The sequence below is a fragment of the Pseudomonas sp. Marseille-QA0332 genome (assembly GCF_054950175.1).
The window spans coordinates 263,371-278,849 of sequence record NZ_CM143106.1; the positions used below are offsets into that span (position 1 = coordinate 263,371).

Annotated in this window: 13 protein-coding genes; all 13 read left to right on the plus strand. The window is 66.5% G+C overall.

All coding sequences use genetic code 11. The annotated features are described in order from the left end of the window. Positions 1-58: 58 nt before the first annotated feature. The 13 genes from leuB to ACY8GK_RS01270 all read left to right on the plus strand — a co-directional run bounded on the left by leuB (position 59) and on the right by ACY8GK_RS01270 (position 15,386). Complete coding sequence (gene leuB / locus ACY8GK_RS01210) at positions 59-1,141, plus strand: 3-isopropylmalate dehydrogenase (protein WP_196176750.1); 1,083 nt, start codon at positions 59-61, stop codon at positions 1,139-1,141. A 65-nt stretch (positions 1,142-1,206) separates the two neighbouring features. Then, positions 1,207-2,319 (plus strand): aspartate-semialdehyde dehydrogenase, encoded by a 1,113-nt coding sequence (gene asd / locus ACY8GK_RS01215; RefSeq protein WP_462402062.1) that lies wholly within the window; start codon positions 1,207-1,209, stop codon positions 2,317-2,319. Positions 2,320-2,667: 348 nt separating this feature from the next. Then, positions 2,668-3,672 carry an aspartate-semialdehyde dehydrogenase gene (locus ACY8GK_RS01220; protein ID WP_196176746.1) on the plus strand — a complete coding sequence of 335 codons (1,005 nt, stop codon included), beginning with the start codon at positions 2,668-2,670 and terminating at the stop codon, positions 3,670-3,672. A gap of 73 nt (positions 3,673-3,745) precedes the next feature. After that, a complete protein-coding gene (locus ACY8GK_RS01225) occupies positions 3,746-6,394 on the plus strand; it encodes a FimV/HubP family polar landmark protein (RefSeq protein WP_462402063.1) in 2,649 nt (882 codons plus the stop codon). Positions 6,395-6,484: 90 nt separating this feature from the next. Beyond that, the gene (truA, locus tag ACY8GK_RS01230; protein WP_196176742.1) at positions 6,485-7,339 is read left to right on the plus strand and encodes a tRNA pseudouridine(38-40) synthase TruA; all 855 of its coding nucleotides are present in this window, start codon (positions 6,485-6,487) and stop codon (positions 7,337-7,339) included. A gap of 60 nt (positions 7,340-7,399) precedes the next feature. After that, positions 7,400-8,020 carry a phosphoribosylanthranilate isomerase gene (locus ACY8GK_RS01235; protein WP_196176740.1) on the plus strand — a complete coding sequence of 207 codons (621 nt, stop codon included), beginning with the start codon at positions 7,400-7,402 and terminating at the stop codon, positions 8,018-8,020. Between the two features lie 244 nt (positions 8,021-8,264). After that, on the plus strand, positions 8,265-9,158 hold the full coding sequence (accD, locus tag ACY8GK_RS01240; protein ID WP_196176738.1) for an acetyl-CoA carboxylase, carboxyltransferase subunit beta: 894 nt from the start codon (positions 8,265-8,267) through the stop codon (positions 9,156-9,158). Beyond that, positions 9,158-10,465 carry a bifunctional tetrahydrofolate synthase/dihydrofolate synthase gene (folC, locus tag ACY8GK_RS01245; protein ID WP_196176736.1) on the plus strand — a complete coding sequence of 436 codons (1,308 nt, stop codon included), beginning with the start codon at positions 9,158-9,160 and terminating at the stop codon, positions 10,463-10,465. Before accD ends, folC begins: the two co-directional genes overlap by 1 nt. Further along, a complete protein-coding gene (locus tag ACY8GK_RS01250) occupies positions 10,449-11,114 on the plus strand; it encodes an SPOR domain-containing protein (protein ID WP_196176734.1) in 666 nt (221 codons plus the stop codon). Before folC ends, ACY8GK_RS01250 begins: the two co-directional genes overlap by 17 nt. A gap of 172 nt (positions 11,115-11,286) precedes the next feature. Next, a complete protein-coding gene (locus ACY8GK_RS01255) occupies positions 11,287-11,841 on the plus strand; it encodes a CvpA family protein (RefSeq protein WP_196176732.1) in 555 nt (184 codons plus the stop codon). A 42-nt stretch (positions 11,842-11,883) separates the two neighbouring features. After that, positions 11,884-13,389 carry an amidophosphoribosyltransferase gene (gene purF, locus ACY8GK_RS01260; RefSeq protein WP_196176730.1) on the plus strand — a complete coding sequence of 502 codons (1,506 nt, stop codon included), beginning with the start codon at positions 11,884-11,886 and terminating at the stop codon, positions 13,387-13,389. A 15-nt stretch (positions 13,390-13,404) separates the two neighbouring features. After that, positions 13,405-14,616: an O-succinylhomoserine sulfhydrylase gene (locus ACY8GK_RS01265; RefSeq protein ID WP_196176728.1), complete on the plus strand. Its 1,212-nt coding sequence runs from the start codon at positions 13,405-13,407 to the stop codon at positions 14,614-14,616. Continuing rightward, positions 14,613-15,386: an SDR family oxidoreductase gene (locus ACY8GK_RS01270; protein ID WP_196176726.1), complete on the plus strand. Its 774-nt coding sequence runs from the start codon at positions 14,613-14,615 to the stop codon at positions 15,384-15,386. The genes ACY8GK_RS01265 and ACY8GK_RS01270 overlap by 4 nt, the downstream gene beginning before the upstream one ends. Positions 15,387-15,479: the final 93 nt, after the last annotated feature.

Below are 15,479 nucleotides of genomic sequence, written 5' to 3' on the forward strand. Positions count from 1 at the left end.
GCTCGGAAATTATCGGCACGCCTGCCTGGCGCGCCGCTTGAATGGATATGAGGAAAGCATGAGCAAGCAGATTCTGATTCTTCCAGGTGACGGCATCGGCCCGGAAATCATGGCCGAGGCCGTCAAGGTTCTGGAACTGGCCAACGACAAGTTCCAGCTGGGCTTCAGTCTGACCCACGATGTGATCGGTGGCGCTGCCATCGACAAGCATGGGGTGCCGCTGGCCGACGAGACCTTGGCGCGCGCGCGCCAGGCCGACGCCGTGCTGCTGGGCGCCGTCGGTGGTCCCAAGTGGGACACCATCGAGCGCGATATCCGTCCCGAGCGCGGCCTGCTGAAGATCCGCTCGCAACTGGGTCTGTTCGCCAACCTGCGCCCGGCAATCCTCTACCCGCAGCTGGCCGATGCCTCCTCGCTCAAGCCTGAGATCGTCGCTGGCCTGGACATCCTCATCGTCCGCGAGCTGACCGGCGGCATCTATTTCGGCGCACCTCGCGGGACTCGCGAGCTGGCCGGCGGCGAGCGCCAGGCGTACGATACCTTGCCCTACAGCGAGAGCGAGATCCGCCGCATCGCCCGGGTTGGCTTCGACATGGCCCGTGTGCGCGGCAAGAAGCTCTGCTCGGTGGACAAGGCCAACGTCCTGGCGTCCAGCCAGCTGTGGCGCGAAGTGGTGCAGGAGGTGGCCAAGGACTACCCGGACGTCGAGCTCAGCCACATGTACGTCGACAACGCCGCCATGCAGCTGGTGCGCGCGCCCAAGCAGTTCGACGTGGTGGTCACCGACAACATGTTCGGCGACATCCTGTCCGACGAGGCTTCCATGCTGACCGGTTCGATCGGCATGCTGCCTTCGGCGTCGCTGGATGCCGACAACAAGGGCATGTACGAACCGTGCCACGGCTCGGCGCCGGACATCGCCGGACAGGGGATCGCCAACCCGCTGGCGACCATTCTCTCGGTGTCGATGATGCTGCGCTACAGCTTCAACCGGCAGGCTGCCGCCGACGCCATCGAGCAGGCCGTCAGCCTGGTGCTCGACCAGGGCCTGCGCACCGGCGACATCTGGTCGGCCGGCTGCCGCAAGGTCGGCACGCAGGAAATGGGCGACGCAGTAGTCGCGGCCCTGCGGAATCTGTAATCTCTCTGGCCCGCTGCCGTACATTCACCTGGCAGCGGCCCACTTTTAGCGAAGGTGTAGTTGCGATGAAACGTGTAGGTCTGATCGGTTGGCGCGGCATGGTCGGTTCCGTGCTCATGCAGCGGATGCTGGAAGAGCAGGACTTCGACCTGATCGAGCCGGTGTTCTTCACCACTTCCAACGTCGGTGGCCAAGGCCCTGCCGTGGGCAAGGACATTGCCCCGCTGAAGGATGCCTACAGCATCGAAGAGCTCAAGACCCTCGATGTGATCCTGACCTGCCAGGGTGGCGACTACACCAGCGAAGTCTTCCCCAAGCTGCGCGAGGCCGGCTGGCAGGGCTACTGGATCGACGCCGCTTCCAGCCTGCGCATGCAGGACGACGCGGTCATCGTGCTCGATCCGGTCAACCGCAAGGTGATCGACCAGCAGCTCGATGCCGGTACCCGTAACTACATCGGCGGCAACTGCACCGTCAGCCTGATGCTGATGGGGCTGGGGGGGCTGTTCGAAGCCGGTCTGGTCGAATGGATGAGCGCCATGACCTACCAGGCGGCCTCCGGCGCCGGCGCGCAGAACATGCGCGAGCTGATCCGGCAAATGGGCGCTACCCACGCGGCGGTGGCCGATGACCTGGCCAACCCGGCCAGCGCTATCCTCGACATCGATCGCAAGGTCGCCGAAAGCATGCGTGGCGAGGCATTCCCGGTGGAGAACTTCGGTGTGCCGCTGGCCGGCAGTCTGATCCCCTGGATCGACAAGGAGCTGCCCAACGGCCAGAGCCGCGAAGAATGGAAGGCCCAGGCCGAGACCAACAAGATCCTCGGCCGCTTCAAGAGCCCGATCCCGGTCGACGGCATCTGCGTGCGCATCGGCGCCATGCGCTGCCACAGCCAGGCGCTGACCATCAAGCTGAACAAGGATGTGCCGATGGCCGACATCGAGGGCCTGATCAGCCAGCACAACCCGTGGGTGAAACTGGTGCCCAACCAGCGCGAGCTCAGCATGCAGGAGCTGAGTCCGACCAAGGTCACCGGCACGCTGAACATCCCGGTGGGCCGTCTGCGCAAGCTGAACATGGGCTCGCAGTACCTGGGGGCCTTCACCGTTGGCGACCAGTTGCTATGGGGCGCGGCCGAGCCGCTGCGGCGCATGCTGCGCATCCTGCTGGAGCGCTGAGCAGCAACAGGCGCGGTGCCTGAGCCATTGGAAGCCCGCGCCTGCTCGCAGTCGCGGGCTTTTCATTGGCTGGCCATGTGATCTGGAGGCACCGTCGGATCCGCAGGCCGTTAGTCCCCTATCGGGGCACTGCGGCCGATCCTGCACCGTTCATCGGTGGGTTTGCAGGGCGCGCAGCGCCCTCCGGACCCGACAGGCGACAACACCTGGAGCAGGCTCAAGACCGGTCCACCACCGATGAATTGCGCAGGTGTCCGACAACCGAGCAGCCCTTTCCAACCCCCCCGTTGGCCTCGCGCGGGCAATCCGAGTAAAGTGCCGCTCCCGTTTCCCGCCCGAGGCTTCATCATGCAAGCACCTATCGATATCGCCGTGATCGGCGCCACCGGCACCGTGGGAGAAACCCTGGTGCAGATTCTCGAGGAAGTGGACTTTCCGGTCGGCGACCTGCACCTGCTGGCCAGCAGCGAATCGGCTGGCAGCTCGGTCGCGTTCCGTGGGCGCAACCTGCGGGTACGGGATGCCGATGGTTTCGACTTCGCCAAGGCCGCACTGGCCTTCTTCGCCGCAAGCCCCGCAGTGAGCCGCAGTCTGGCCGACAAGGCCCAGGCCGCCGGTTGTTCGGTGATCGACCTCTCGGGCGGTCTCGACCAGGCGCGGGCGATCGTGCCAGAGGCCAACGGCCAGCAAGCCGAGGGCCTGGCCATGCCCGCGCAACTCGCCAGCCCCAGCGCCGCGGCCGTGAGCCTGGCCGTGGCGCTGGGGCCGTTGCGCGAGCTGCTGGACATCGAGCGAGTGCAGGTGACCGCCTGCCTGGCGGTTTCGGCACATGGACGCGAGGGCGTCAGCGAGCTGGCACGCCAGACCGCGGAACTGCTCAATGTCCGCCCGCTGGAGCCGCGTCTATTCGATCGCCAGGTGGCGTTCAACCTGCTGGCCCAGGTCGGTCCGGACGACGAGCGCGGCCACGGTCGTCTTGAGCGGCGTCTGGTCGACGAGTTGCGAGCCGTGCTGCAAATGCCTGCGTTGAAGGTTTCCGCCACTTGCATCCAGGTCCCGGTGTTCTTCGGGGATAGCTACAGCGTCACCGTGCAGAGCCGTCGCCCTGTCGACCTCGCGGCTGTCAATGCGGCTCTGGAGACGGCCGAGGGCGTCGAATTGGTAGCGGCAGGCGACTACCCGACCCCGGTTGGCGACGCAGTCGGGCAGGACGTGGTCTATGTTGGTCGTGTACGCCACGGGATCGACGAGGTCGAGCAGCTCAATTTCTGGCTGACTGTCGACAACGTGCGCAAGGGCGCGGCGCTCAACGCCGTCCAGGTGGCGCAATTGTTGATAAAAGACCGGGCGTAAAAGATACTCGCCAGCACTGTTGTCCTGTTTTCGCAAGGGCTTGCCGGGACGCACCACTGATAGGGAAGGGGACATGCTTCGAATTCGCACACTGGTTCTGGCCATCGCTGCCGCCACGGCTCTTTCGTCCGGTATGGCGAATGCACTCGGGTTGGGCGAGCTGACGCTCAGGTCGGCACAGGGCGAACCGCTCGACGCAGAGATCGAACTGCTCGACGTGCGTGACCTGAGCGCGGCCGAGCTGGCCCCCAGCCTCGCGCCCCCCGAGGAGTACCTGCGTGCCGGCCTGCCCATGCCGACCTACCTGGAAGACCTGTCCTTCACCCCGGTGATCGTGCCGGATGGCCGCAGCGTGCTGCGGGTGACCTCCAGCGCACCGCTGCCCGAGACGCAAGTCAAGTTCCTGGTCCAGGTCATGTGGCCTCAGGGGCGGCTGTTGCGTGACTACAGCCTGTCGCTCGACCGGGCGCAGGCCGGCGCTCGCCAGTCCCAGGCAGGCATCGAGCCGGCGGTGAGCGGTGCTGCCACCTACACCAGCCAGCGACGCGACACGCTCTGGCAGATCGCCGCACGCAACAGTCAGGGCGGATCGGTGCAACAGACCATGCTGGCCATCCAGGCGCTCAACCCGGATGCCTTCATTGGCAACAACATCAATCGGCTCAAGGTCGGGCAAGTCTTGCGTCTGCCCGATGCGCAGCAGATTCGCAGCATTCCCCAGGGCGAAGCGGTGCGGGAAGTGGCCGAGCAGTATGCGGCCTGGCGCGAGGGGCGACGACTCGGCCCGCGCGCGCGCCAGCTCGACGCCACCCGGCGAGTCGCCGCCGATGCGGCGCCAGCGCAGGTGGCTCGGCCGGACAACCTGCGCCTGGTGTCCCCCAGCTCGCAACCCGCCGCGGGCGATGCCAAGGCACTTGCCGATCAGCTGGCGGTCGCCCAGGAAAGTCTCGATACCAGTCGTCGTGACAACGAGGAGCTCAGGAGCCGCCTGGCCGACCTGCAAAGCCAGCTGGACAAGCTGCAGCGGCTGATCGAGCTCAAGAACGACCAGTTGGCGCGTCTCCAGGCGCAAGGCGCAGCGGAGCAGCCGGCGACCGCCGTACCCGCCGATCCAGCGACCGGGCCAGTGGCCGGCACCCAGCCCGCCAGCAGCGCGCTGGGCGATGACCCAGTGGCCGAGACGCCACCCGGCAGCGGCCCGGCGATTCAGGCGCCGCTGGCTGGCGAGCCGGTGCTCGATCCGTCCCCGGCGGCCACCGACACGCGCCCCGAAGCGGCGCAGGATACCTCGGCCGCACCGGTCGGTGCGCAAAAGAGCGCGCTCGACCAGCTGTTCGGCAACCCGCTGCTGCTGGCCTTGATCGCCGGTTCGCTGTTGCTCGTGCTGCTCATCCTGCTACTGATCCTGTTGCGCAAGCGCAAGGCCGAGCAGGAAGCCGAGAAGCACCGGCAGATGGCCCGCGCGCTGGCCGAACAGGACGAAGATCCCGATTTCGACATGCCACCAGGCAGTTTCGACGAACTGGACACCACCACCCTGTCGCCTGCCGCGGTTGCCGCTTCGGCAGCCGCCGCCGTGGCGGCGGAAAGACTCCAGGCGCAGCCTGTGGCCGAGGCCCCGGCGGCAGGCCGGGAAGGTCCTGAGCGGGTGCTGGCCGAGGCCGAGCTGAAACTGGCCGCGGGCCGGCTGAACGACGCCGCCGAGTTGCTGGAGTCAGGTGTCGCGACCTATCCCGAGCGCAGCGACCTGCGGCTGAAGCTCATGGAGGTCTACGCCCGCCAGGGGGACCAGTACGGTTTCGTCTCCCAGGAACGCCAACTGCCAGGTACCGAGCAGAACCGGGCGCAGGTCGATGGCCTGCGCCAACGCTATCCGGCCATGCTCGCAGCCGCTGCCGCAGGACTGGGGGCCGCCGCCCTGGCTGCCGAAATGGACCAGCACTATGTGCAGGAGCTGCTCGAAGATCCTGCGGTGCGCACTGCCTCGTCCGAGCCTGCGTCCGCGTTCGACCAGGCCGCGGACGATATCGAAACGATTCCGGATGACGCACTGGGCGCGGTCGCCGACTTGCGCCTGGACGCGGAACTGCCCGTGGTCGAGCAGGCCGAGCCGCCGTTGCTCGACCCCTTGGCGGCGCCGTCAGCGGCTGAGCAGAACGATGCCGATGCCGATTTCGAGGCGATGCTGGCCCAGGCTCAGGCCCAGGCGGGCGGGGACGAATTCGATCTGGACGTCGGCGCCGCGCAGGAGCAGGGCGAACCCGCCGCCACGCAGGCGGCGCAGACGCCGGCCAGCCCGAAGCCCGCGACGCCACCTGCCGATGCGAGCGACCAGCCGGACCTGTCCGAGGACTTCGACCTGTCGCTGGCGTTGGAGGACGACTCACCGGCCGGGCGTGACTTCGCCTCGGAGCTCGATGACGTCAACGCCGAACTGGACAAGCTGTCGCAGGACCTGGAGTCACCTTCGCTGGAGCCGCAGATGGCCGACGCCTCGACGCCGCAGGCAGCGGAGCCGGAGCCGGAGCCCGAGCCGGTCGATGACCTGGACTTCGACTTCTTCTCCGACGCCGACGAAGTCACCACCAAGCTCGACCTGGCCCGCGCCTATATCGACATGGGCGACCAGCAGGGCGCCCGCGACATCCTCGACGAAGTGGTCAAGGACGGCGACGCCGGGCAGCGCCAGGAAGCCGAGGACATGCTTTCGCGCCTGGCCTGAGGCCGCCTGGCGGCGGCCGGGTATTGGCCCGGCCCTGTCTCGATATCGCTATAATGCCCGCCTTTCGTACAACCGACAGGGCTGGCTTTCTTGGACATCATCGACAACGACGCGGCCGAAGCGGCGGCCGAAGGTCATTTTCGCATCGCGCTGGGCGTGGAATACAAGGGTGCCCGCTATCGTGGCTGGCAACGCCAGGCCAGTGGCGTGCCCAGCGTCCAGCAGGCCCTGGAGCAGGCGCTGTCGCGGGTGGCCGACGCCCCGGTGAGCGTGGTCTGTGCCGGGCGTACCGACGCTGGCGTGCATGCCTGCGGTCAGGTCGTGCACTTCGATACGCGCGCGGTTCGTGACGAGCGCGCCTGGACGATGGGCACCAACTTCAACCTGCCCCATGACATCAGCGTCACCTGGGCGCGGGCCATGCCCGGGCATTTCCACGCCCGCTTCAAGGCTGTCGCCAGGCGCTACCGCTATGTGATCTACAACGACCCGATCCGCCCCGCGCACCTGGGCGAAGAGGTGACCTGGAACCATCGGCCGCTGGACATCGCACCGATGGCCGAGGCGGCCGGCTTGCTGCTCGGCACCCACGACTTCAGCGCTTTCCGCGCCAGCCAGTGCCAGGCCAAGTCGCCGGTCAAGCATATCCATCATCTGCGGGTGACTCGCCATGGGCGGATGATCGTGCTGGACGTGCGCGCCACGGCGTTCCTGCACCATATGGTACGCAACATTGCTGGCGTGCTGATGACCATCGGCGCCGGCGAGCGTCCGCCTGGCTGGGCGCGCCAAGTGCTGGAAGGGCGCAATCGTCGTGAAGGCGGCGTGACGGCGCATCCCTACGGCCTGTATCTGGTCGAGGTCGAATACCCCGAGGAATTCTCGCTTCCGCAGCGTTACATCGGCCCACACTTTCTCACCGGCTACGAAAGCCTTGTCGGCTGACGCTGACCGAGGCTTTTGCTAAGATCCGAGGCTTCGTTCGCCTGTCGAGGATCAGTCCCCGTGAGTTCCGTTCGCAGCAAGATCTGCGGGATCACCCGCATCGAGGATGCCATGGCGGCGGCCGAGGCCGGTGCCGACGCCATCGGCCTGGTCTTCTACGCCAGGAGTCCGCGCGCGGTCGACGTGCGCCAGGCGCGGGCGATCATCGCCGAGTTGCCGCCATTCGTCACCACGGTCGGGTTGTTCGTCAACGCCTCGCGCTGCGAGCTCAACGAGATCCTCGAGGCGGTACCGCTGGACCTCCTGCAATTCCACGGCGACGAGACCCCGGCCGACTGCGAGGGCTATCACAGGCCCTGGATCAAGGCCCTGCGGGTTCGCCCCGGCGATGATCTCGAGGCGGCCTGCCAGCTTTACGCCGGGGCCCGTGGCATTCTGCTCGACACCTACGTGCCTGGCGTCCCCGGTGGTACGGGCGAAGCCTTCGACTGGTCGCTAGTGCCGCCGCGACTGAGCAAGCCGGTGATCCTGGCCGGTGGCCTGGCGGCGCACAATGTGGCCCGGGCCATCGACCAGGTGCGGCCCCATGCGGTCGATGTCAGCGGTGGCGTGGAGCAAGGCAAGGGCATCAAGGACCCGGAGAAGATCGAAGCCTTCCTGCGCGCCGTCCGCCAGGCATGACGGCGGATGTGACGACAGGCCAGGGGCCATCGTCCATAGCTATCGCGGCCGTGAACGCGGCCGGGCAGTGATGGCGCCACGGGGCGCCGCCAAGACAGATTGGGACGGAGCGGTTGCCGTGCCGGCCACGCCAGCAGCGGGCCATCGGGCCGATCCGTCATCGTTTCGAAGAAGATTGTGAGCTCAAGGGCAGGGCAGGGCCGTCGACGACGGCCCGCCAGCTGCCAAGACTGGAGATGAAAGCATGAGCAACTGGTTAGTAGACAAACTGATTCCATCGATCATGCGTTCCGAGGTGAAGAAGAGCTCGGTGCCCGAGGGCCTGTGGCACAAGTGTCCGGCCTGCGAGGCCGTGCTGTATCGTCCGGAGCTGGAAAAGACCCTGGATGTCTGCCCCAAGTGCAACCACCACATGCGTATCGGCGCGCGGGCGCGCATCGATATCTTCCTCGATGCCGAAGGTCGCGTCGAGCTGGGCGCCGACCTGGAGCCGGTCGATCGTCTGAAGTTCCGCGACGGCAAGAAGTACAAGGACCGCCTGGCGGCGGCCCAGAAGCAGACCGGCGAGAAGGACGCGCTGATCTCCATGAGCGGCACCCTGCTGGGCATGCCGGTGGTGGTCAGTGCCTTCGAGTTCTCGTTCATGGGCGGTTCCATGGGCGCGGTTGTCGGCGAGCGCTTCGTGCGCGCCGCCAATCATGCCCTGGAGCACCGCTGCCCGATGATCTGCTTCGCCGCCTCCGGTGGCGCGCGGATGCAGGAAGCGCTGATTTCCCTGATGCAGATGGCCAAGACTTCCGCCGTGCTGGCCCGCCTGCGCGAAGAGGGCATCCCGTTCATTTCGGTGCTGACCGACCCGGTCTACGGCGGCGTGTCGGCCAGCCTGGCGATGCTCGGTGACGTCATCGTCGGCGAACCCAAGGCGCTGATCGGCTTCGCCGGCCCACGGGTGATCGAGCAGACCGTGCGCGAAAAGCTTCCCGAAGGCTTCCAGCGCAGCGAATTCCTGCTCGATCATGGCGCGATCGACCTGATCATCTCGCGCAACGAACTGCGTCCGCGCCTGGCTCGCCTGCTCGCGCAGATGACCGGCCAGCCGACCCCGGTTCTCGTCTCGGAGGCGCCCGTCGTCGCCTGATGAAAGCACGTACCCTTGGCGAGTGGCTCGCCTATCTCGAGCAGTTGCATCCCAGCGCCATCGACATGGGCCTGGAACGGGCGCGCCAGGTGGCGGATCGGCTCGGGCTGGGTCGGCTGGCGCCACGGGTGCTGACGGTGACCGGTACCAATGGCAAGGGTTCGACCTGCGCCTTCGCCGCCGCGCTGATGCAGGCCCAGGGCCTGCGGGTGGGCGTGTACAGTTCCCCGCACCTGCTGCGCTACAACGAGCGCGTGCTGATCGACGGCCGGCAGGCCAGCGACGAGTCGCTGTGCGAGGCGTTCGCCGCGGTCGAGGCCGCGCGCGGCGAGGTTTCCCTGACCTATTTCGAAATGGGCACCCTGGCGGCCTTCTGGCTGTTCCGTCAGGCGTCGCTGGATGCGGTGGTGCTCGAGGTCGGTCTTGGCGGCCGCCTGGACGCGGTCAACCTGGTTGACGCCGACCTGGCCCTGGTCACCAGCATCGGTGTCGATCATGCCGACTACCTAGGCGATACCCGCGAGTCGGTGGCGTTCGAGAAGGCCGGGATCTTCCGGCACGGCAAGCCAGCCTTGTGTGGCGATCTCGAGCCGCCCCAGCCCCTGCTCGACAAGGCCAAGGAGCTGGGCTGCCCGCTGTATCTGCGTGGTCGCGACTTCGACCTGGCCGTGAGTGCGCGGCAGTGGCAGTGGCAAGGACGCGAGGCCGACGGCGCTGTGGTGACGCTGGAGCAGCTGCCCGTGCTCGACCTGCCGATGGAAAACGCCGCAGCGGCGTTGCAGGCCTATCTGCTGCTGGGCCTGCCCTGGCAACCGGAGCAGCTGCGCCAGGCCCTGCTCGATACCCGCATCACCGGTCGCCTCGACCGGCGCTCGCTGCTTTGGCAGGGCAGGCCCGTGGAGCTGCTGCTGGACGTCGGTCACAATCCGCACGCCGCCGACTACCTGGCCAAACGGCTGGCGAGCCGGCCGCTGAAAGGGCGGCGCCTGGCGGTATTCGGCCTGCTCGCCGACAAGGACCTCGAGGGTGTGATCGCGCCATTGCACGCCCTGGTCGACGAGTGGGCGGTCGCTGCCCTGGACACCCCCCGCAGCCGTCCCGTCAACGAGCTGCGGGCAGCGCTGACGAACCTTGGCGCCCAGGTGAAGTCTCATGCCAGCGTGGCCGCTGCGCTTGAGGCGCAGTGCGCGCGGGCGACGGCAGATGACCAGATTCTGCTGTTCGGTTCGTTTTTTTGTGTCGCCGAAGCCTTGCAATGGCTCGAGCGGCAGGCTGCGAGGGACACGACGGATGGCAGTGCTGGATAAGGGCGTGAAGCAGCGGATGGTCGGTGCGCTGGTGCTGGTGGCGCTGGCGGTGATCTTCCTGCCCATGTTGTTCACCCGTCAGGACGAAATGCGCGAGGTTCGGGTCGAGGCGCCGCAGGCGCCAGCGATGCCGAGCCCTGCGCAGGTCGAGGTCGAGCCGGTGCAAGTGCCCGAGCCCAAGCCGCTGCCGGAGGATCCGCTGGTCAGCGAACAGGCTCCGGTGATCGTGAACGAATCCAGCGCGCCGGTGGCCCCGCCCAGCCAGCCGATCAAGCCGGTACCCGGCACGCCCACGGCTCCCGCCAAAGCACCGGCGACCCGGGCCGAAGCGCCCGCCAGCCAGCCGGACCCGGCGCCGTCGGCCGCAGTTGCCAAGCCCGCCTCGCCGGCCAAGATCGATGGCAATGGCCTGCCGGTGAGCTGGTCGATCCAGGTCGCCAGCCTGTCCAATCGTGCCGGTGCCGACAAGCTCCAGCAGACCTTGCGCAACCAGGGCTACAACGCCTACGTCCGCTCGGCCGGTGGGCTGAACCGGGTATTCGTCGGCCCGCTGATCGAACGCGGCGAGGCCGAGCGTGTCCGCGACGTGATCAATCGCCAGCACAAGATCAAGGGTATCGTGGTGCGCTTCCAGCCCGAGCGGGAGTGAGGTCGAGGCGCCGCCGCCAGGCCGCTGGCGCCTGCATGGCCGATGCGGCAGCTCCGGTCATGGCAAATGCCGGCTCGCTGCCGCCTCGACGGCCGGGAAAGCTGACATTCCGCTTACCCCAACCCTGTCGCTCTGCTAAAATGCGCGACCTGACAAGTCTGCAGGCGACACCGTGGCATTTACCTGGGTTGATTGGGCGATCATCGCGATCATTGCCGTTTCCTCTTTGATCAGTCTCAAGCGCGGCTTCGTCAAGGAAGCGCTGTCGCTGGTCATCTGGATCGTGGCTGGCGCGGTTGCGTGGATGTTCGGGGGTTCACTGTCGCAATACCTCGAGCCGTATATCCAGACGCCTTCGGCGCGGGTCATCGCAGGCTGCACCATTCTTTTCGTCGCCACGCTGGTCGTGGGGGCCATGCTCAATTTCATCGTCGGCGAGCTGATACGCGCGACCGGGCTGTCCGGTACCGATCGCTTCCTGGGCATGGCCTTCGGGGCCGCGCGCGGGGGCTTGCTGGTAGTGGTGGCCGTGGGCTTGCTGAGCCTGGGGCCCGTGCAACAGGATCCGTGGTGGCAGGAATCAAGCCTGCTGCCTCGATTTCTTCTGGTAGCTGACTGGTCGAAGAACCTGGTCCTGGGTCTTGCCAGTCAGTGGATGTCCAGTGGGGTCAGCGTGCCAGCTGATCTGCCATTCAAGGAGCAGCTGCTCGGGCCGGCAAGGCCGTGAGGGCTGCTCAGTCTAGTTTCATCAAAGTAGGGGTTGCGTCGCATGTGTGGCATCGTCGGTATCGTCGGTAAGTCGAACGTCAATCAGGCGCTGTATGACGCGCTAACCGTCCTCCAGCACCGCGGCCAGGATGCTGCCGGTATCGTGACCAGCCATGATGGTCGGTTGTTCCTGCGCAAGGACAATGGCCTGGTGCGCGACGTCTTCCAGCAGCGCCACATGCAGCGCCTGGTTGGGCAGATGGGCATCGGTCATGTGCGTTACCCGACCGCGGGCAGCTCGACTTCGGCCGAGGCCCAGCCGTTCTACGTCAACTCGCCCTACGGCATCACCCTGGCGCACAACGGCAATCTGACCAACGTCGAGCAGCTGGCCAAGGAGATCTACGAGTCCGACCTGCGGCACGTCAACACCAACTCCGACTCGGAAGTGCTGCTCAACGTGTTCGCCCATGAGCTGGCGGTACGCGGCAAGCTGCAGCCGACCGAGGAAGACGTGTTCGCCGCGGTGTCCCACGTGCACAGCCGCTGTGTCGGCGGCTATGCCGTGGTGGCGATGATCACCGGCTACGGCATCGTCGGTTTCCGTGACCCCAATGCGATCCGTCCGATCGTGTTCGGCCAGCGCCACACCGACGAAGGCGTCGAGTACATGATTGCCTCCGAAAGCGTGGCCCTGGACGTGCTGGGCTTCACCCTGATCCGCGACCTGGCGCCGGGCGAGGCGGTCTACATCACCGAGGACGGGCAGCTGCACACCCGTCAGTGCGCGACCGCGCCGAAACTCTCGCCATGCATCTTCGAGCATGTCTACCTGGCGCGTCCCGACTCGATCATCGACGGCGTGTCGGTGTACAAGGCACGCCTGCGCATGGGCGAGAAACTGGCCGAGAAGATCCAGCGCGAGCGCCCCGACCACGGCATCGACGTGGTTATCCCGATCCCCGATACCAGCCGGACCGCCGCGCTGCAGTTGGCCAATCACCTGGGCGTCAAGTTCCGCGAAGGCTTCGTCAAGAACCGCTACATCGGTCGTACCTTCATCATGCCTGGCCAGGCGGCGCGCAAGAAATCGGTACGCCAGAAGCTCAACGCCATCGAGCTGGAATTCCGTGGCAAGAACGTGATGCTGGTGGACGACTCCATCGTCCGTGGCACCACCTGCAAGCAGATCATCCAGATGGCCCGCGAGGCCGGTGCGAAGAACGTGTATTTCTGTTCCGCCGCGCCCGCGGTGCGTTACCCCAACGTCTACGGCATCGACATGCCGAGCGCTCACGAACTGATCGCCCACAACCGTACCACCGAACAGGTGGCCGAGTTGATCGGCGCCGACTGGCTGGTCTACCAGGACCTGCCTGACCTGATCGAATCGGTCGGGGGTGGCAAGATCAAGATCGAGCATTTCGATTGCGCGGTATTCGATGGCCAGTACGTCACCGGCGATGTCGACGAGGCCTACCTGGACCGCATCGAGCAGTCGCGAAACGATGCGGCGAAGGTCAAGAACCAGGCCGTCAGCGCGATCATCGACCTCTACAACAACTGACTTGGGAGCGACGGCATGACTGAGCAATGGGATGCCGGGCGACTGGACAGCGACCTGGAGGGTGTCGGTTTCGACACCCTGGCGGTGCGTGCCGGTCAACAACGCACGCCGGAGGGCGAACACAGCGAGGCGCTGTTCCTGTCCTCCAGCTATGTCTTCCGCACGGCGGCCGATGCCGCTGCGCGCTTTGCCGGGGAAGTGCCCGGCAATGTCTATTCGCGTTACACCAACCCGACCGTGCGCGCCTTCGAGGAGCGCCTGGCAGCCCTGGAGGGGGCCGAACAGGCCGTTGGCACCGCCACCGGCATGGCGGCCATCCTGGCGATGGTGATGTCGCTGTGCAGCAGTGGCGACCATGTGGTGGTCTCGCAGAGCGTATTCGGTTCGACCATCAGCCTGTTCGAGAAGTATTTCAAGCGCTTCGGCGTGCAGGTCGACTATGTGCCGCTGGCCGACCTGGCAGGCTGGGAACGGGCCATCAAGCCCAATACCCGGTTACTGTTCGTCGAGTCGCCTTCCAACCCGCTGGCCGAACTGGTCGACATCGCCGCGCTGGCCGAGATCGCCCATGCACGGGGTGCGCTGCTGGCGGTGGACAACTGCTTCAGTACCCCAGCCTTGCAGCAACCGCTCAAGCTCGGCGCCGACATCGTCATTCATTCGGCGACCAAGTTCATCGATGGCCAGGGTCGCTGCATGGGCGGCGCGGTCGCCGGCCGCAGCGAGCTGATGAAAGACATCGTCGGCTTCCTGCGTACGGCCGGGCCAACCTTGAGTCCCTTCAACGCCTGGGTGTTCCTCAAGGGCCTGGAGACTCTCAAGCTGCGCATGCGTGCCCATTGCGAAGGCGCCCAGGCACTGGCCGAGTGGCTGGCCAGCCAGCAGGGCGTGGAGCGCGTCCACTATGCCGGCTTGACCAGCCACCCGCAGCATGAGCTGGCCAGGCGTCAGATGAGCGGCTTCGGCGCCGTGGTGAGTTTCGAGGTCAAGGGTGGCAGGGAAGGCGCCTGGCGTTTCATCGATGCCACGCGCCTGATCTCGATCACCACCAACCTTGGCGACAGCAAGACCACTATCGCCCATCCCGCGACCACCTCGCATGGCCGCTTGACGCCACAGGAACGCGAAGCGGCGGGTATTCACGACAGTCTGATCCGCATTGCCGTGGGCCTGGAAGACGTCGCCGATCTGCAAGTCGACCTGGCTCGTGGGCTGGCTGCGCTGTGATCGACTGGAAAGGCGGTGAGACCAGCCATAACGGCCGCGTCGCCCTGGTGACCGGTGCCGCTCGCGGCATCGGCCTGGGCATTGCCGCCTGGTTGATCTGCGAAGGCTGGCAGGTCGTGTTGAGCGACCTGGACCGCCAGCGCGGCGCCAAGGTGGCCAAGGCGCTGGGCGACAACGCCTGGTTCGTGGCCATGGACGTCGCCGACGAAAAGCAGGTGACCACCGCGGTGGCCGAAGTGCTCGGCCAGTTCGGGCGTCTCGACGGGCTGGTGTGCAACGCGGCGATCGCCAATCCGCACAACGACACGCTCGAGAGCTTGAGCCTGGCCCAGTGGAACCGGGTCCTGGCGGTCAACCTCAGCGGCCCCATGCTGCTGGCCAAGCACTGCGCGCCGTACCTGCGCGCCCATGGTGGGGCCATCGTCAACCTGACCTCGACCCGTGCCCGCCAGTCCGAGCCTGATACGGAGGCCTACGCGGCGAGCAAGGGCGGCCTGGTGGCACTGACCCATGCATTGGCCATGAGCCTTGGCCCGGAGATTCGCGTCAACGCCGTCAGCCCCGGCTGGATCGACGCCCGCGACCCGTCGCACAAGCGTGCCGAGCCTCTCGATAGTGCCGACCATGCGCAACACCCCACCGGTCGCGTCGGAACCGTCGAAGACGTGGCAGCGCTGGTGGCCTGGCTGCTGTCCAGCCAGGCCGCCTTCGTCACTGGCCAGGAATATGTGGTCGATGGTGGCATGACCCGCAAGATGATCTACGCCTAGGGCTGCAGACTGCAAGCCGACCGCATCAACTGTCCGTCCCGAGTCCGTTCAGTCCATGCGCACTGCTTTTGCTTGTAGCTTGTGGCTGCCCGA